This is a genomic window from Arcicella sp. GW458-12-2-14-TSB2 (assembly GCF_059423785.1).
On record NZ_JBWKYN010000111.1, the window covers coordinates 1 to 18930 of the forward strand.

15 protein-coding genes and 1 tRNA gene are annotated in these 18930 nt (G+C 34.8%); 10 read left to right on the forward strand and 6 right to left on the reverse strand.

Annotated features, from left to right (window positions below; all coding sequences use genetic code 11):
• From AC07XN_RS15680 to AC07XN_RS15695, 4 genes are all read left to right on the forward strand, one after another.
• Positions 1-593 (forward strand): WD40 repeat domain-containing protein (locus AC07XN_RS15680; protein ID WP_494743763.1); only part of this gene is annotated, 593 nt, incomplete at its 5' end.
• 2 nt (positions 594-595) lie between these two features.
• Positions 596-2317 (forward strand): hypothetical protein, encoded by a 1722-nt coding sequence (locus AC07XN_RS15685; protein WP_494743764.1) that lies wholly within the window; start codon positions 596-598, stop codon positions 2315-2317.
• 4 nt (positions 2318-2321) lie between these two features.
• Complete coding sequence (locus tag AC07XN_RS15690; protein WP_494743765.1) at positions 2322-3938, forward strand: nSTAND1 domain-containing NTPase; 1617 nt, start codon at positions 2322-2324, stop codon at positions 3936-3938.
• Between the two features lie 41 nt (positions 3939-3979).
• Positions 3980-5713, forward strand: coding sequence for a hypothetical protein (locus AC07XN_RS15695; protein WP_494743766.1), 1734 nt, complete (start codon positions 3980-3982; stop codon positions 5711-5713).
• A 657-nt stretch (positions 5714-6370) separates the two neighbouring features.
• On the opposite strand, the gene AC07XN_RS15700 is transcribed toward AC07XN_RS15695, so the two are convergent.
• Positions 6371-6444, reverse strand: a tRNA-Pro gene (locus AC07XN_RS15700).
• 64 nt (positions 6445-6508) lie between these two features.
• Positions 6509-8227 carry a transcription termination factor Rho gene (gene rho, locus AC07XN_RS15705; RefSeq protein ID WP_494743767.1) on the reverse strand — a complete coding sequence of 573 codons (1719 nt, stop codon included), beginning with the start codon at positions 8225-8227 and terminating at the stop codon, positions 6509-6511.
• A 399-nt stretch (positions 8228-8626) separates the two neighbouring features.
• Here rho and AC07XN_RS15710 point away from each other — a divergent pair, with 399 nt between their 5' ends.
• From AC07XN_RS15710 to AC07XN_RS15720, 3 genes are all read left to right on the forward strand, one after another.
• Positions 8627-8944 (forward strand): hypothetical protein, encoded by a 318-nt coding sequence (locus AC07XN_RS15710; RefSeq protein ID WP_309914128.1) that lies wholly within the window; start codon positions 8627-8629, stop codon positions 8942-8944.
• 101 nt (positions 8945-9045) lie between these two features.
• Positions 9046-10107, forward strand: a complete 1062-nt coding sequence (locus AC07XN_RS15715) for an NAD-dependent epimerase/dehydratase family protein (RefSeq protein WP_494743768.1) — start codon at positions 9046-9048, stop codon at positions 10105-10107.
• An 86-nt stretch (positions 10108-10193) separates the two neighbouring features.
• The gene (locus AC07XN_RS15720; RefSeq protein WP_309914121.1) at positions 10194-10928 is read left to right on the forward strand and encodes a glycosyltransferase family 2 protein; all 735 of its coding nucleotides are present in this window, start codon (positions 10194-10196) and stop codon (positions 10926-10928) included.
• Here the strand turns inward: AC07XN_RS15720 and AC07XN_RS15725 are convergent, their stop codons facing one another.
• Positions 10929-11372 (reverse strand): small multi-drug export protein, encoded by a 444-nt coding sequence (locus AC07XN_RS15725; RefSeq protein ID WP_309914118.1) that lies wholly within the window; start codon positions 11370-11372, stop codon positions 10929-10931. It abuts the gene before it with no gap.
• 148 nt (positions 11373-11520) lie between these two features.
• On the opposite strand from AC07XN_RS15725, the gene AC07XN_RS15730 reads away from it, so the two are divergent.
• Positions 11521-13266 (forward strand): capsule assembly Wzi family protein, encoded by a 1746-nt coding sequence (locus AC07XN_RS15730; RefSeq protein WP_494743769.1) that lies wholly within the window; start codon positions 11521-11523, stop codon positions 13264-13266.
• A gap of 3 nt (positions 13267-13269) precedes the next feature.
• Here the strand turns inward: AC07XN_RS15730 and AC07XN_RS15735 are convergent, their stop codons facing one another.
• The 3 genes from AC07XN_RS15735 to AC07XN_RS15745 all read right to left on the reverse strand — a co-directional run bounded on the left by AC07XN_RS15735 (position 13270) and on the right by AC07XN_RS15745 (position 16793).
• Positions 13270-14799, reverse strand: a complete 1530-nt coding sequence (locus AC07XN_RS15735) for a glycoside hydrolase family 10-like protein (RefSeq protein WP_494743770.1) — start codon at positions 14797-14799, stop codon at positions 13270-13272.
• Between the two features lie 217 nt (positions 14800-15016).
• Complete coding sequence (locus AC07XN_RS15740) at positions 15017-15712, reverse strand: response regulator transcription factor (protein WP_309914109.1); 696 nt, start codon at positions 15710-15712, stop codon at positions 15017-15019.
• A gap of 229 nt (positions 15713-15941) precedes the next feature.
• Complete coding sequence (locus AC07XN_RS15745) at positions 15942-16793, reverse strand: hypothetical protein (RefSeq protein ID WP_494743771.1); 852 nt, start codon at positions 16791-16793, stop codon at positions 15942-15944.
• Positions 16794-16991: 198 nt separating this feature from the next.
• Between AC07XN_RS15745 and AC07XN_RS15750 the strand changes: the two genes are divergently transcribed.
• Together AC07XN_RS15750 and cysM are read left to right on the forward strand one after the other, a co-directional pair.
• Entirely contained in the window at positions 16992-17801 is an 810-nt protein-coding gene (locus tag AC07XN_RS15750; protein ID WP_309914104.1) for a serine O-acetyltransferase, read from the forward strand.
• Between the two features lie 9 nt (positions 17802-17810).
• Positions 17811-18695: a cysteine synthase CysM gene (gene cysM / locus AC07XN_RS15755; RefSeq protein WP_309914102.1), complete on the forward strand. Its 885-nt coding sequence runs from the start codon at positions 17811-17813 to the stop codon at positions 18693-18695.
• The last annotated feature ends 235 nt before the right edge of the window (positions 18696-18930 follow it).

Sequence of the window (18930 nt, forward strand, 5' to 3'; positions counted from 1 at the left end):
TTCGTTTTGCCGACTTCTCTTCTGATAACAAATGGCTAATTACAAGAGATAAAAGTGAGATTTACAAAGTATGGGATATAGCAAAAGGGCAACAACTATACTTCTTAAAACAAGAGAATAATATTCGTTCTACAAAATTTTCTTCTGATAATAAATGGCTAATTACAAGAGATGAAAATGATATTTATAAAGTATGGGATGTAGCAAAAGGGCAGCAGCTAGGCCTCTTAAAACAAGATAAAGGTATTCGCTTTGCTGACTTTTCTTCTGACAATCATTTTTTTAGTTTTATAACACAACACCAAATAAAAACCTTTGAAACAATCTCAGGAAAATTAATACAATGGCTATGGCTCAACAAAAAGCCTACACAAATGAATATCATTGATAATCGCTATCTCTATATAACTGTAGGAAAATCCATCGTGAAAACAGATTTAGAAACACAACACGGTGCTTTAATGAGCTTTGGAGATGGCGAGCCTTTAGATTATGAGTACGATGAGATTGTAGAGTGGAAGAAAGTTTTTGGAGACCAGTACCTCCTACCATTAGATGATGAGATTAAAAATAAATATGGGATAAAGGATTAATTATGATACAAACGATAGATACAAGACCTGTTATTATACTTGCTTTCGCTAATAGTCCAAGTTCTCCTCTTGATTATTTAAGTGAGGAGATTAAAAGGTGCAATACTGCTTTAAATCACATTAGCAGAAAATTTCAAATACGCTATTTATATGAGGCAACCATTGAAGATATTCAAAATGCCATAGACGAAACGGCAAGTCGTGTATTGGCATTTATGTATAGTGGTCATGCTGACGAGCATTCTATTGATACTATCGGTCATGCAATGTCGGCTATTGGTTTGGCAATACAGCTAAAAAGATGCCCTAATTTAGCGTTGGTATTGCTTAATGGTTGTTGCACAAACCCGCAATATGCCCATTTAGAGAGTTTATCTACCCCTATATTTATTGGTACAAAAGCACCAGTAAACGACCAAACTGCGGCAAAGTTTTCAAGTGCTTTTCTCAAAAAACTTGCTGAAGAAGCAGATATACAAACTGCCTTTAATTTCGCAATTGATGAAGCACAGGCGTATTCCACTACATCAATTGTCAGGTTAACACGCTTTTTGGATGAAAATCCATCTATTAATCCAAACAATGCTTGGATGATGAACCTCTTAAACAGGGAGTTTATCCATTGGAAGCTTAGCTCAATTGATAGCACAAAATTAGCCTATACTCCTAATAGCTTTTTAAATGACTTTCTTTTTCAGGAATTCAGTAAATTGGATGTTATTATCGCTGGCTATGAAGGTTTTGAAGATGCGCGAGGAAAAATACTAGCGAAGTTTCCACCTTTTATCAGTAAGCAAATTCATAATTTATGTGCCATTAGAGTTGAAGGTATCGCTGATTCAGGGGGGTATTTTGACCAACCCAATATAGAGCGAATCGGAAAAATAGTTGGCTTTTATACTGCTGTGCAAGAACTCTTACTCAGTATTGCCTTAGCAGAATTGAGGGACTGTTTTATAAATAAGGCTATCAATTATACAAAAAAAATTAATCCATTCTTTTTTAATCAACCCGCTCGTTTTAACAAAATAGAATGGATTATTAAAGCGATTGAGTTTAAACAAACAACGAGTATTTCTTTTTTTATAGAAGAAATAAAAAAGCTTTCGACTAAGCATGAAACTCTATCAGCATTAGGACAGTTTTTTGAAGAGCTTTCGCTGTTTTATCAAGATACAATCAATCCTAATGTAGCCCTTTTAGAACAAAAAAGCCTTTTGGCAGAGCAAAAACTGATAGAGCTTTTAGATTTTTGTTTGTTCCTAGCGAAATACAAATTTGTATCGGTAAAAAATATCGTGGTGTTTAAAAATAGGTCGAAACCAAAAGCCCAGTTTGATTATAAACTATCGGTTTATGAATGGGATGACGAACGCAAAGAAGAACCTAATAAGCTAACTAATCTAAATTTGCATAATGAAATTCCTGATAATTTTTCGATACTTATCATTAAATCAGTAGAGCAGATAAATATCAATGAACAATTGAGGAGAGAACAGTACTTGAATATTTCGCCCTTTATTATTGACCCGAATGTAATTTATGATAAATCTCCTATTTCTAATATTTCGTTTTTGGATGCTTATTCAGAAAATAGTTTGACCTACCGTTCTTTGTATAAAGTGGAAGACAAAAAGTCAATTGAAAACAATATTGAAATGAAGACAGTTTTCAATGACTTACAAGAACAATTTAAGCATTTTAAAGACCTTTTAAATCCGTAGTAACGTGAGCCAAACTCAAAGTCCCTTTCAGTTCTTAGCTCCATATAATGCGGATAAAAAGGACTCCTTCTTGGGACGTGACCAAGAAATAGAAAAGTTATACGAATTAACCTTTGTTACCAATTTAATGATGGTATATGGTTCGTCGGGAACTGGTAAAACAAGCTTAGTTCAGTCTGGTTTAAGTAAAAAACTAAGTGGCCCTGATTGGATTCCTCTTTTTATTCGCAGAGGTGACAATTTTATAATTTCCTTAACCGACCAACTGAAAGTTATTTCTAAAATAGAACTAGAAAACACAAGTATCTCAGAACATCTTGCAGTTATTAACCATCGCTATTACCGTCCAGTATATCTGTTTTTTGACCAATTTGAAGAAGTATTCACTTTGAGCGATAAACAACAATCCTATAAAGAGGAATTAAAAGAGCTTTTTATAACTTTAAATGAATTACAAAGCGAAAACACGTGTAAAATCATCTTGATTATTCGTGAAGAGTTTCTTGGATTACTCTACGAATCGGAACAGTATTTACCTAATCTGTTTGATTTCCGTTTACGGGTAGAACCCATGAATAAAGGTAAAATTCAAGAGGTCGTTTCTGGAATTTTTCAAGAATTTAATATTCAAACAGAACCCTCTACTCTGACAACAACTATCTCTGAGAAATTAGTAGAAGGACAAGCAAATGGACAGTTAGCTTACTTGCAAGTGTATTTAGAGAAGCTTTGGTATGAAGCAAAGCTTGTCGAATCAACAGACTCAAAGGTAGTTATTAAACAGGAACACATAGATACCATAAAAGACATACAAAATGTACTGGACACATACCTGAGTGAGCAACAAAAAAGTATCTGTACAGCATTAAACGCAGAAGAGAAAGTCATCAAAGAATTACTGGATTTATTTGTAACAGATGATAGTACTAAAAGACCACGTACGTTAGAATCTCTACTAAAAGAAATTAGCAATAAGCTTACTACCGCATTACAACTTCAAGAAATGCTTAAGCGTTTAGAAGAATCTCGATTACTTATTTTAGAAAAGGATTGTTACGAACTAGCCCATGACATCCTAGCCAGAATCATAGATAGTAGACGCCAAGGACGAGATTTGCTCATCAAGAATCTAAAAAATACCCTTAGATTTAACCGAGAAAATAAGATTGAAATAGATAAAGTAGTCCTAAGGCAGTATGATGATTTAAAGCAGGATGCTGATTTTGATGCAAAAATTGAAAAATATGTTGAACAAAATCGAGAAAGAATACGAAGAGATAATTTTTTCTTAAAAATTCTTCAAGTTGGAGTATTAATTGCTCTTAGTTTTTTCATTTACCAAAATAGTGTAATTAACAAAGAAAAAGAAAAGGCCATAAATGCCCTTGCTCAACAGAGAAAAGCTGAACTTGATAAAAAGGTAACAGAAGATAAATTATTGTTAAAACGTATTGATGGTATTTTGTTAAATGGGCAAAATTGTCCTGAAGATGTAATGCTTGATAGCCTCAAGGCTTTTGAAAAACGTAGCAAAAAGGATGCTACCTATAAAAATAAGATAGATAAGGATTTACAAAATACTTTACTAAAATGGACTAAGTCTAAGTGTTATAAAAAATAATGGAGATGAAAAAATGTCTATTAATCGCCTTGTGCTTACTTATGATACAAACTGTTTTTTGCCAAAAACAAAAAGCTGCACCTTGCAATACTTATGAATGTATCATAAGTAAGGTAAAAGCTTCTTTAAAAGAAAAGACAAATAAAGAATACCAGAAACTCTTAACAAGCTTAGAAGATGCTGAAAACTATTTAAACGATAAACAAAAAGATTATAGCAAAAAACGCCAAGAAATACGCAACTTACGTTTAGAAGTATTTAAAGCCATAGAACGAGAAAAGGAAAAAGCAATTTTAGCAGAAAAGAAAGCTCAGTTAGCGACAGATAATGCCACAGCCCTTTATTGGTCTTCTGAAGCACACAGAATAAATCCAATACAAGGATTACGTTTATTAGAAAAGGCTATGCTCAAAACTAAAGATACCAATACTACCAACTTTATTAAGGAACAAACCCAAAAGATTTTCAATAATAGTCATAAACATCAATTTCAAGAAAAGAAAAGATTTTTGAACACTTCTTTTTTTAGATTTTCGTCTGATAATGAATGGTTGATTACAAAATATGGAAAACATCCTATTCAGACCTGTAAAGTCTGGGAAGTCAGTACGGGAAAAAGTCCTGACTTCTTAAATCAAGAGAAAGCCATTACTGATGTCAAATTCTCTGTCAGTAATAAATGGTTGATTACAAGTTATGGAAAATATCCTATTCAGACCTGCAAAGTTTGGGAAGTCGGTACAGGGAAACGCCTTGACTTCTTGAATCAGGAGAACGATCTTAATTATGCTGAATTTTCTTTTGATGATAAATGGTTGATTACTAGGGATAAAAATAATAAATGGAAAGTCTGGGAAGTCAGTACGGGAAAACGCCCTGACTTCTTAAATCAGGACAGAGACATTGATTATGCTGATTTTTCTTCCGATGATAAATGGTTGATTATTTGTTATAAAAATAATACCTGTAAAGTCTTGGAAGTCGATACAGGTAAGATGCCTGGCTTCTTAAATCAAGAAAAAGACATTACTGACATCACATTTTCTCCCAATAATAAATTGTTGATTACTTGTGATAAAAATGATACCTACAAAGTCTGGGAGACTATTACAGGGAAACATCATGACTTCTTAAATCAGGAGAGAGATATTGATTATGCTGAATTTTCTTTTGATGATAAATGGCTGATTACTAGTCATAAAAATGACACCTACAAAGTCTGGGAAATCAATACAGGAAAAACACTTGACTTTTTAAATCTGGAGAAAGAAATAGATATGTTTGAATTTTCTTTTAAAGATAAATGGTTGATAACAATTGATAAAATTACAAGCGATAAAAATGTTACCTACAAGCTCTGGGAAGCCAATACAGGAAAAACATTTGACTTCTTAAATCTGGCTAAAGACTTTACTGCTTCCACAATTTTATCAAACTTTAATTTTATGAGTATCGAAACAAAACACCAAGTGAAAATCTATGAAATAACAACGAACAAATTAGTTCAATGGTTATGGCTTAATAAAGTACCAACGGAAGTTAATATTACAAACAATCGCTATCTCCACGTTACCGTTGGCAAAGTGATTGTAAAAACTGATTTACAAACACAACAGGGTAATTTAATGAGCTTTGGAGATGGTGAGCCTTTGGATTATGAATACGAAGAAATCGTAGAATGGAAGAAAGTTTTTGGAGAGAAGTATTTGTTGCCTATGGAGCAACAAGTTTATGATAAATATATCAAGCCTACTTTAGAAGCTAATAAAAAATAAAATGGTTTTCTGGTAACTTATGCTTAAATAATGCCTTACACAAAAAGTTGGTGTCTTTAAATCTAATATTTAAGGATTACCAACAAATATAAACTCACCCAATTGATAAAAACTATACCATTGTTCAATGATGTTTTTCATTGTATTTTGTAATGCTATTACTTTGTTTTTTGAGGATATTCATCGTAAAATTCAATAAAGCGTTATGGTTTCATTCTTTAAAATCGATGGCAATAGTCCAAAACTAATACCATATTCGATTAATCTTGCCTCAATTAATTCTTAATGCTTGTAGTTTCTTATCACTTGAATTAATAATAAAAGTATTTAATCTTTGAATATAATCATGAATACATGATGGATTTTTCACTAAGACTTGAAATTTTCCTAATCCCATCAAAAAGCGATACTTTAACAATGAAAACTAATGGATAAAATCCCCTCTAATAATATTTTCTTTATGAAACTATTGATTATTGAAATTTTGAGAAGTTAATTTAATATACTTTAAAATGTAGTCTTATTTATTTTGAGCGTAATAACTTCTCACTTTATAGTATGTAATATTTCAAATCTAGCACTAATTTGTTTACACCATGTTTACACCGAAAATAAAAAAGGAGCTGCAATTTCTTACAACTCCTTGATTTTCAGCAGTCGGGATGACAGGATTTGAACCTGCGACCACACGCCCCCCAGACGTGTACGCTACCGGACTGCGCCACATCCCGATTTTGAGGATGCAAATCTAAAATTCTGCTTTTATTTTTTCAAATTTATACCCCAAAAAAATCATTATCTATTCATCGAAACCAAAAACTCTTCGTTGGTTCTAGTGCCTTTCATTTGTTGTTGTAAAAACTCCATTGCCTCTACAGAATTCATGTCGCTCATGTGTTTTCTCAGAATCCATACTCTTTGAAGGGTTTCTTTATCCATCAACAAGTCTTCACGACGAGTACCCGAAGCGGTAACATCAATGGCTGGATACATTCTACGGTTAGACAACTTACGGTCTAGCTGTAATTCCATGTTACCAGTACCTTTGAATTCTTCAAAAATTACTTCATCCATTTTTGAGCCTGTATCTATCAACGCCGTAGCGATAATAGTTAACGAACCACCGTTTTCTACATTTCTGGCTGCACCAAAAAAACGTTTTGGTTTGTGCAATGCGTTAGCATCAACACCACCTGATAAAATTTTTCCTGATGAAGGAACGACTGTATTATACGCACGTGCTAAACGAGTGATAGAATCTAGCAGAATTACTACATCGTGTCCACATTCAACCATACGTTTTGCTTTCTCTAAAACAATGCTTGCTACTTTTACGTGGCGTTCGGCTTGCTCATCAAAGGTTGATGATATTACTTCTGCCCTAACGCTACGTTGCATATCCGTAACCTCTTCTGGACGTTCGTCTATCAACAAAATCAATAAATAAACTTCTGGGTGGTTTTTAGAAATAGCATTCGCAATTTCTTTCAACAATACCGTTTTACCTGTCTTAGGTTGGGCTACAATCATCCCACGTTGACCTTTACCAATTGGGGCAAATAAGTCCAGAATACGGGTTGAATATTGGTCTGGGCGCGAAGAAAGCTTTAATTTTTCTTCCGGGAAAAGAGGTGTTAAATATTCAAAAGGAATTCTATCTCTGATTTCTTCAGTAGTTTTTCCGTTGACAGATTCTACTCTCAAAAGGGCAAAATACTTTTCTCCTTCTTTAGGTGGGCGAATCGAACCACGAACGGTATCCCCTGTTTTTAAACCAAATAGTTTGATTTGTGAAGGAGAAACATAAATATCATCTGGCGAAGCTAGGTAGTTATAGTCTGCTGAACGTAGGAAACCATATCCTCCATCTTGCATAATTTCAAGTACGCCTTCGTTCTCAATGATGCCATCAAACTCACGAATGGCTTGATTATAGATTGGTTTTTTGAAATTCCCGTTATTGTTCTGACGAGTCACTTCATTGCTCCGTACTTCCTGTTCTTGTGGTAAACCACCCGTTGGCTCATCAGGGGTAATAAATGATGTATCAATAGCAAATTCTTCTTCTACTTCAATGGGGAAATCTACGATTGGATCTTCATCAAATTCATAAGCTATTTCTGTTACTACCTCAGGTTTAACTTTTATTTCTTTAACTTCCTTTGCCGGTTTTACCTTAGGTTGTTCTATAGGGTTTGGTTTGGGTGTTGCATTTTTAGCACTCACTACTGGATTTTCAGCATCTTCTTTAGAAATACGCTGTCTTTTAGGACGAGGACTATCTGAAGCTGCTCCGGAATCTTTCCTCACTTTTCGTTCTGTTTTATTATCGTCTTGCATAGTATCTTTGCTGGAAGGTTTGCGGTTTTTTGTGGGCATTACCGCTTGTTTATCAAGAATTTTGTAGATGAGTTCTTTTTTTGGAAGGTCATTAACATTAGAAATGGCATATTCTTTGGCAAGCTCATGAAGCTCAGATATAAGCATCATGTCTAATTCTTCAATTTTGTACATAAGGGTTAATGAATAGACTATCTACAATCAAAGTCTTTCTAAATTGTGGTTAAAAAATATTAATAAAAAACATCTTAAAAAAGATTGTCAACTTTAAAGTCAAATTTGGGAAATATTAGAATGATGTGGATGTATGATGTTAAGTATTTAATAATCAAAATCTTAACGGAAGAAACACACAGGATTGTGAATTGTTCTGCAATGATAGTTCCATTATTTTAAATAATCAAATATTTTTGCTTATTTTTTATTACATTTTTTTTAACATTCTCATAATCAGCACCCTCATTGGTCTATTATATTTTCAAAGACTAAACAGATATCCCTATTTTAGGATTTATCTTTTACCAAGATTAAAATTAAAAATTCATAGAATATTATTAAAAAGGGTTAAACTTTATGATAAACTTTTTTAATTGGGAATCCCCTGTTATTTTTGTGTCATCAAACCAGAATATCACGGAAAAAATGAATCGCAAAAATATTTTAGCTATCGCCAGTATCGCTTTGTTAGCCATCGCTTGTGACTATCAAAAAAATAATACCATCAAACAAGCAGACGTTCATGAAGGAGATGAATATGTGTATGGTGTACATCCAGATTCTGCTGCTCGTCAGACAAAAAATAAATATACAGCAAAGCCTGAAAACGAAGTAAGAGCAATCAAAATTCGTGAAAAACTATTCAATGATAGTACGAATGCTCAAGGTAATTAATCTTGACTTCTTGGATATAATTTCTACCTAATATCACATCTCAAAAGCGTTGCAATTAAGATTGTGACGCTTTTCGTATTTCTTAACTTTGAACCAATATAATGAACATAGCTCTTGTAACAGGCTCTGCTGGATTAATAGGCAGTGAGGCAGTCGCGTTGTTTTATGACAAATTTGATTTAGTAATAGGTATTGATAATAACATGCGTCAGTACTTCTTTGGTAACGAAGCTTCTACTGCTTGGAATCGTAATCGTTTGGAAGAACAATATTCTAATTACAAACACTATCAAGCTGATATTCGTGAGGTTCCTCAACTAGAAGTAATCTTTAAAGAATACGGTACTGATATCAAGTGTGTGTTACATACAGCTGCACAACCATCGCACGACTGGGCGGCCAAAGAACCTTTCACAGACTTTTCAGTGAATGCTAACGGTACATTAAATATGTTGGAAATGACACGTTTACATGCGCCAGATGCTGTCTTTATCTTTACGTCAACGAATAAGGTTTATGGTGATAATCCAAATTATTTACCATTAATCGAAACCGAAACACGTTATGAGATTGACGCTAGTCACCCTTATTTTGAAAACGGTATCGACGAAAATCATAGCATCGACCATACCAAACACTCATTATTTGGCGCTTCTAAAGTAGCAGCCGACGTTTTGGTGCAGGAATATGGTCGTTATTTCGGCATGAAAACGGGTATTTTCCGTGGCGGTTGTTTAACAGGTCCAAACCATTCAGGTACAGCCCTACATGGTTTCTTGTCTTATCTGATGAAATGTGCCATTACTGGTAATCACTACACCATCTTTGGCTATAAAGGCAAGCAAGTACGTGACAATATTCACTCTTATGATTTAGTGAATATGTTCTGGAATTTCTATCAAAACCCGCGTGCTGGTGAAGTGTATAATGCTGGTGGTGGACGATTCGCCAACTGCTCAATGCTTGAGGCAATCGCTATTTGCGAGGAAATGACGGGCAAAAAAATGAGCTTTAGTTATTCTGAAACGAATAGAATCGGTGACCATATTTGGTACGTTTCTGACCTTTCTAAATTCAAGTCTCATTATCCAAACTGGAATTGGACTTTCGGATTAAACGAAACTTTACAACAAATTCATGATGGTATTGCATCTCGTTTATAAGAGATGTAACACTTTTGATTTCGCTTTAAAATATTTAATTAAAAGATGAATCCGTTTGCTACCAAACGGATTCATTGTTGATAGCAATGAAACTTAGTGTAGTAATCCCGGCATATAACGAAGAGGAGTCAATTCCTGAAACGTTGAGGTCATTATATCATACCCTTCAAAAAAATGGCATTGAGCATGAAATTTGTGTAACAAACGATAATTCAAAAGACCATACGGAGGCTGTTCTGCAAGCACTACAAAAGGAAATTCCTACATTAGTTTATTATACTAACAAAGGTCCTAACGGCTTTGGCTATGCTGTTAGATATGGCCTTGAACGTTTTACTGGCGACTGCGTAGCGGTAATGATGGCTGATATGTCTGACGACCCCAACGATTTGGTAAAGTATTACAACACCATGCTTGAAAAAGACGTTGATGCCGTTTTTGGAAGCCGTTTTATGAAAGGTGGAAAAATAATTGATTACCCACCTCTGAAACTTTATATCAATAGAGTAGCCAATCTAATCATTCGTTTTTTAGTAGGTATCAAATACAATGATACCACCAATGCCTTCAAATTATACAAAAGAGAAACCATTGAAGGTATCAAACCATTCATATCTCCACACTTTAATTTAACAGTAGAATTACCCCTAAAGGCCTATGTTAGAGGTTATTCTTTTGCTATTGTTCCTAATAGTTGGACTAATAGAAAATATGGAGAATCAAAACTAAAAATCAAAGAAATGGGAAGCAGATATTTCTTTATCTTGCTTTATTGTATGATTGAAAAGTTCTTTTCGCGTGGAGATTATAAGAAGAAATAATCAAACAAATAGTGATTTCAACCACGTAATCTGGAAAATTAGATAACTAAAAATAATACCCCAAGATACCGCAAAAAGCAACATTGTAAAGAAAATCTTGCTGAAGGGTACTTTAAAAGATAAAGCTAAAAGTGTTCCACCAATTGGTGTAAAAAATAATGGAGTAAAACAAGCAATACCCCAAATGCCTAGTTTTTTCCAGATTTTAACAGCAAATCTTGTCCTTTTTGAAAACAATTTAGGCTTTGATTTCCGATATTTACCTATTAAAGCTTGAATTCTTTTTCCTAAAAAAGTGATTAAGGTTACAGTTGTCATCATACCAATGATACAACAAATAGCTGTTTCCCACCAAGTCAATCCCAATAAAATTCCAGCGATAGGGCCATTAAAAAATTTAATGGCTGTTGCAAGCATTACGGTAAAATATTTTCCAAATGTCATAATTATGTGTTAGCAGTTGTAAGTCAAGTATTTATACTTTCTATTGATTAAATCTCCTCATGAAATTATTTAATTTTCAATCAATAATTTTAAACTAACTTGCGAAGGTATTAATTGTAAAATGAAATGCCCAAACCTTAATAAAATTATGTATCAAAAATTACGTTTTTTTACTCTTTTAGTTTGCTCCTTTGCAAGTATTTATACTCAAGCACAAAGTGTTTTCGTTCCCCTCAATCAAGACTATTATCATTTAATAGATCGCTATGAGATAAAGCGTGGCAAATTTTCTGAGGGTTTTCATACTACTATCAAACCTTATACCCGCAAAGGTGTAGTACAATTGGTCGATAGCATCTGGGCAAGCAATTCGATGATATTGTCGGACAGAGATAGATTTAACCTTCAATATCTTGAAAACGATAGCTGGGAATGGAAAAATAACGATACTACAGGCGATAGCAAAAAGCCTTTCTGGAAAATATTTTATCAAAAAAAAGCAGACGCTTATTCTAATTCCGACGATATTCTTGATTTACACGTCAGTCCTGTACTTAATTTAGAATATGGTGCAGTATCGGGCGGTACTCAGAATAGTACAAGCTTAAATACTCGTGGCATCGAAATTCGTGGAATGATTAATAGAAAAGTAGGTTTTTACACCTTCATTTCCGAGAACCAAGCTTATATTCCCGACTATGTAAAGACTTTTGTTGATTCATATAACCAAAACGAGTTTAGACAAGCAGACCTCCGCCTACCCGGAATGCCGGGTGAAGGACTAACCAAGGCCTTTAAGAATAATCCTTATGGTGCAGATTTCTTTGCTGCAAGGGCTTATATTACTTTTCAAGCCACTAAAAATATCCAACTTCAATTTGGGCATGATAAGAATTTTATTGGAAATGGTTTCAGGTCAATGTTACTTTCGGATAATGCTGCTCCTAATTTGTTTCTTAAAATCAACACCCACATTGGTAAGTTTCAATACCAAAACCTTTTTACTCAGCTAGTTTATACAGGTTTACAACCTAACAGCCAGATTTTCCCAAAGAAATACATGGCCATGCATCATCTTAGCCTAAATATTTCTAACAATTTAAATATTGGTATCTCTGAAAGCATTATTTTTCAACGTGATAGCACAAATGGTGATAGATTCGATTTGAATTATTTGAATCCAGTAATTTTTTATCGCTCAGTAGAAAGTTTTCAAGGCAGTGGCGACAATGCCCTGATTGGTCTAGATTTCAAATGGAATTTTGCCCAGCGTTTTTCAATCTATGGTCAGTTAATGTTAGATGAATTTATTGCTAAAGAGATTTTCAAATCATCAGGATATTGGGCTAATAAATATGCTTTTCAAGCTGGAGCAAAATATATTGATGTATTTGGGATAAGTAATCTAGATTTCCAGACTGAAGTAAATGCTGCTCGCCCATATACTTATAGCCATTCCGACGGTTCAAATTATACACAGTATAACCAAGCCTTAGCACATCCGCTTGGAGCCAATTTTGTAGAATGGTCTAATATTATTCGTTGGCAACCTGCCAAAAAACTTAATATCGTTGCTACGATTATTTACGCAAAATTCGGTGAAGACAGAACTCCCACTGAAAACTGGGGAGGAAACATTCAAAAAAGTTATGATACTAGAAGTAGAAAAGTACTTTATGGTGATGACTATGGTAATTTCATCGGGCAAGGTAGAAGTGCTAATACAATGATTTATGATGTAAGGGCATCGTATCAACTCAAGCATAATTTTTTCATAGACTTACACTTGCTGAGTCGTAATTACAAAAGTGGCAACCCTTTATTGGATTATACCAATACGATACAATCTTTTGGTATTCGTTGGAATCTTCCTTATCGACAAATGCTATTCTAAGGATTAATAGCCATATTCAGTCGTAAAAAGAGCATAGTCTTGTGACTCGTTATGGAGTCTATCAAAGGAAGTCACGCAATAGATATAACCACGGTATTTCTCCACAGAAGTATCATTAAAAGTGTTGCTTTTACCGATATAAATTATTTTTATTGCTTTTGATAGGTCTGGTTTTTCTCCTTTTTCAAAACGATAGACTACAAAATAATTATTTTCGTCACCGTCGGTAGCCTTTTCCCCAGGTTGCCAAGTCAACACAGGGACGCCCTCATCATTTTTGACGACAATTAACTTTTGTGGTGATAAAGGCGGAATGCTATCTTTCCAAGGCATGGCGGGAATAATGGCAGGATAGCGGTAATAATTATTCCTTAGAGAGTCTTGAAAACCTCCGTAGTTTTCTGTTAAACTTTTTGAACTAAAAAAGATACTCCCTTGAATTGTCGTCGGGTTTGCACGATTAAATTTAATCTGCTTTGGGGCTTCTGTCAGTAACCAACCCGCTTTAATTTTATAAATTCCATGTCCGATGTAGAGGTGCTTGCCAAAGCTATTTTGTCCCCACCACAATGCTAGTTCGTTAAAAGGTATTTTGCCATGAGCTTGGTCAAAATAAATTTGGGGTGCAATGTAATCTATCCATCCCTGTTGCAGCCATTTACGCGTATCGGCATATAAATTATCATACGACGTTTGTGAAGCATTGGTCAACGAACCTGCGGGATTTTTGGTGCTGTAGTTTCTCCACACACCAAAGGGGCTAATGCCAAATTTCATTCTTGGTTTAACTTTTTTGATGCCTTCGCTAATTTGGTAAATTAATGAATCAGTATTACTCCTCCGCCAATCTTTGATATTTTTGATACCTCCATTATATTTTCTAAAAGTTTCATCATCTTTCAACACGCCTCCTGCTACCTCATAAGGATAAAAATAATCGTCGAAATGTATTCCATCTATATCATAGTTTTTGGCAATTTGGACTACTATATCAGTGATGTAATTCCTTACTTCGGGAATACCAAAATTCAATAGTTTTTGTCCATCATATACTAACATCCATTCCGGTTTTGTTACGCTGATATGGTCTGGGGCAATAGACCTACCTTTTTTAAAAGTAGCACGATTGAGGTTTAGCCAAGCATGAAACTCTAGGTTTCTGCTATGGGCTTCTTCAATCATAAAACTGAGAGGGTCATAAAACGGTGTGGGAAATTTGCCTTGCTGACCTGTCAAAAATTCAGACCAAGGCTCAGTACCTTTAGCATAATAAGCATCGCAGGCATCACGTACTTGTACAAACACAGCATTCAGGTTTGATTTCTTATGCTCATCCAAAATGCGGATGAAATCTTGTTTTTGAAGGTCTGAATTATATTGACCATACTTTGGCCAGTCGATATTCTCTACGGTAGCTATCCAAACTGCTCTAAATTCGTGTTTCTGAGGTTTGCTCAGGTCTGGGCTCTGGGCATTACAACTAAAACAAGAAAGGCTAGAAAAAAATATCAGTATAAATTTATTAATCATCATATACGAAACAAGAGGTGAGATTTCTTAAATAAAAACATTGTCTAAGAAAATCCTGTGAAAAAAGGCTAAACCGTATTTATACAAAAATAATGAATTATCACCTAAATCGGTAATTCGAGTAAAACTCTCTCATCCAAAACGAGAAAGCAGTGTATATATTCTTGAGGTGTCAAGAATATATACACTGCTTTTGTTAACCTTAAATCGTTAATACTATTTAGTCTTCCAAGGTAAACATATACCCAACACCTTTAAGGGTTTTGATATAATGTTCAGGAATCTTTTCTCTTAGTTTTCTAATATGCACATCCACTGTTCTTTCTACCACGTACACATCTGCCCCCCATACTTTTTCTAATAATTCGTCGCGGTTGAACACTTTATTAGGATGTTTAGCCAAGAATGAAAGTAATTCAAATTCTTTTTTAGGCATTACTAAAGGGCTTCCATCATTCAATACACTATAGTTTGTACGATTTATCACCAGTTGGCCTATTTCAATTTTCTCATCATTTTCAATCTGCTGTGCATCACGCCTAAACATCGCTTTTATCCTACTTACTAAAGCCCTAGGTTTAATGGGCTTCACGATGTAATCGTCTGCTCCTACATCAAAAGCTGCTACTTCTGTGTATTCTTCAGCACGCGCCGTAAGAAATAAGATATAAACCTCTTTAAACTCTGGAATAAGACGAAGCTGTCTTGCCGTTTCGATACCATCCTGACGGGGCATCATAACATCCAGTAAAATCAAATCTGGTTTGAAAAATTTTGCTACTTCTAAAGCTTGAATGCCATCCAAAGCTGATTGAATTTCAAAACCTTCTTTTTGAAGATTATATTCTAACAACTCAATGATGTCTGGATCGTCATCAACCAGTAAAATTTTGGGAATAGGTAATGCGTTTGCCATATTTTCGTTTGCAGCAATCCATAATTTTCATTAAGAAAACCCTAATTAAATACTTCTTCTGCTCAATTGTTAATGCAAAATTAATAAGCTCAATATTACGGAATTGTTAAATCTAAATCATTGAATCTTTACAGAATCTATGAAAGAAAACATAATGAGGTATTTAAGCAAATTATCATTGGGTATTCCATGAAAATGAAAACGAATATTTGGAATCATCGGTTATTTATCATTTTTTTTCAATGTCAATTTTAATCATTTCTCCTTGCTCATTTGTTACCAACAGCGTATTATTTGTTAAAAAAGTAATCGCTTCTGATTGCTGAAAAGCCAAAAGGTAGCATTTTTGTGGATGTTTGAAGTCTATTATATGATTTTTGATTTTGAAGAATACTACCTTCCCATAGGTTATAAGGGCAAATGTTTTTTCGTCAGGACTTATCGCTGCGCCAGTCACCATCGCATTAATCAATACTTGTCCTTTAGGTAGCAGTGCATAATTCCCTGCCTTGGTCGGAACGGCATACATTTTCACAAAATCATTGCCTCGGTTTTTTGAAAATAAATATAAGCTATCGCCATGTACAAAAAACGCTTCGCAATCAAAATTCTTGTCTGCTTTATCTGGCGGAAAACGCTCTTGGTCAGCATAATGAAAAGAAATAGCTTCTGTATGGGTAGGATTGTTTTCGTTTACTTTATAAATCGTTAGATTCCTTCTAGTATTACTATTATTACCGATGTCTCCAATATATAAATTCCCATTTTTATCTCTGGTGATTTCTTCCCAATCTTCGTTTTCAATATTATTAAAGTGAATTGTGGATAATAGCTTCCCATGCATATCTACTTCATATATTTCAGGTTTGCCACCGCTGTCGTTATGCGTCCAGAAGGTTGTGTCTTTTGCACTTTTTATAATGCCTGAGCTTTCATTTACTTCGGGGGCTAATTTCCCGAGAGATGTTATTTTATAGAAACTACCTCCTTTCGAAAAATCACTTTTACTGCTCTCTTTATGACAGCTACACAATAGCAATTGAAGATTGAACAACCATAAAACAATTTTTGAATGGAACATAATAATAGGGGTTTAGATTAGTCCTGAATTAACGATTTTTTTATCAAAACAGAATCAAATCAGTACATTTATCGTTATCATTGCGTGAAATTTAATTAATCAATGGTTAATTGTTTCTTTAATAAAGCAAAATAATATGGTTTTATTTTATGCTTTTACAAATATCAGGTTAGTTTGCTAATAAATATTTGATAGCCGATGTCTCAAACGTTGCCCAATAGTTTTTTAGAGGCTCTTTGCCAAAAACATTCAAAACCCAATACTTTTCCATCTACTTCGACGGTGAAAGAATTGTTTACCGACATTTTGTTGGCAATGTTTCCAGAACAAACACAACGCCATTTTGGCTGTGTTGACGAATTGCAAGAAGCCTTTGATCAAATTCAATTGAGGCTAACCCGTGTATTGCGGTCTATGCAGCAACACCTTGAAGAGGATGCCCGCACCTTGGCAGAGGCTTATATTCAAAAACTTCCAGCAATTTACGACGTATTATTAACAGATATACAGGCCATCATGATGGGCGACCCAGCCGCCCAAAGCGAATACGAAGTAATCAGGGCGTACCCAGGTTTTTATGCTATCTTCTTTTATCGCCTTGCTCATGCTTTATTAGAGATGAACGTTCCTATTGTGCCTAGGGTACTGACAGAATATGCCCACTCAAAAACGGGAATTGATATTCATCCGGGTGCAAACATAGATGAATATTTTATGATTGACCACGGTACTGGCGTAGTAATTGGCGAAACCACGACCATTGGTAAACACGTAAAACTATACCAAGGTGTTACCCTTGGAGCATTATCAGTTAGTAAAGAAATGGCTTCGCTAAAACGCCATCCTACGATTGAAGACCACGTAGTAATTTATGCTGGAGCCACAATTTTGGGTGGAGAAACCGTAGTAGGGGCAAATTCTATCATCGGAGGAAATGTTTGGCTTACGCGCAGCATTCCTTCCTTCACAAAAATATATCACCAAGAGCAGGTAAAAATATTGCAGTAACATAATTGAATGGCAACACTCTTAGACTTAGTTGGCAATACGCCAATTGTTGAATTAAACAGAATCAATCCGAATCCGAATGTTAAGATTTACGGAAAATTAGAAGGACATAACCCAGGGGGTTCGGTAAAAGACCGTGCCGCCTATGGAATGATTCGCGGAGCAGTAGAACGTGGCGAGATAAAACCTGGCACAAAACTGATTGAAGCTACTTCTGGCAATACAGGTATTGCCTTAGCGATGATTGCTCGATTATACGACCTCGACATTGAATTGGTAATGCCTGAAAACTCTACCCGTGAAAGGGTATTAACGATGGAGGCTTTCGGGGCGACAGTTACACTTACGCCTGCTAGCGTTGGTATTGAAGGCTCAAGAGATTATGCCGAAGCTAAAGTAAAAGAGGGTGGTTTTTTTATGTTAGACCAATTTTCAAATCCTGATAATTACATGGCTCATTATCATTCTACTGGGCCAGAAATTTGGAAAGATACCAATCAGCAGATAACCCACTTTGTGAGTTCGATGGGGACTACTGGAACGATTATGGGTACTTCTAAATTTTTGAAGGAAGTAAACCCTGATATTCAGATAGTAGGTTGTCAACCGACTGAAGGAGCAAAGATTCCGGGGATTCGTCGTTGGGAAAAAGAATATCTCCCTAAGATTTTTGATGCATCAAGAGTTGATAGAATCATGGATATTTCAGAAACAGAAGCGCGTGCTATGGCCAATACGTTAGCGAAAGTAGAAGGCGTATTTGGTGGAATGAGTAGCGGAGGTGCTGCGTCAGCCGCTGTTAGATTAGCACAGGAATTAGAATCGGGCGTTATAGTATGTATTATCTGCGACCGTGGCGACCGTTATCTTTCAAGTGATTTATTCGGAAGCTAAGACTAAGTAAGAGTTATGAATTATGAGTTTTGAGTGTAAAAATAGCTCATACTTGTCGATGTAATTTCCAGAATAATATTGTTTTTTGATTGACTACTTATTAGAAAGATAGTTTTTTATGGACATAAAACATGAGTCATCCCGAATTTTGTGGATGACTTGCCCAATAAAAACCTCCTTGTTTATTTTGTGAATTACGACAAACACAAAAAAACAGGAGGTTTTATTATGCCCA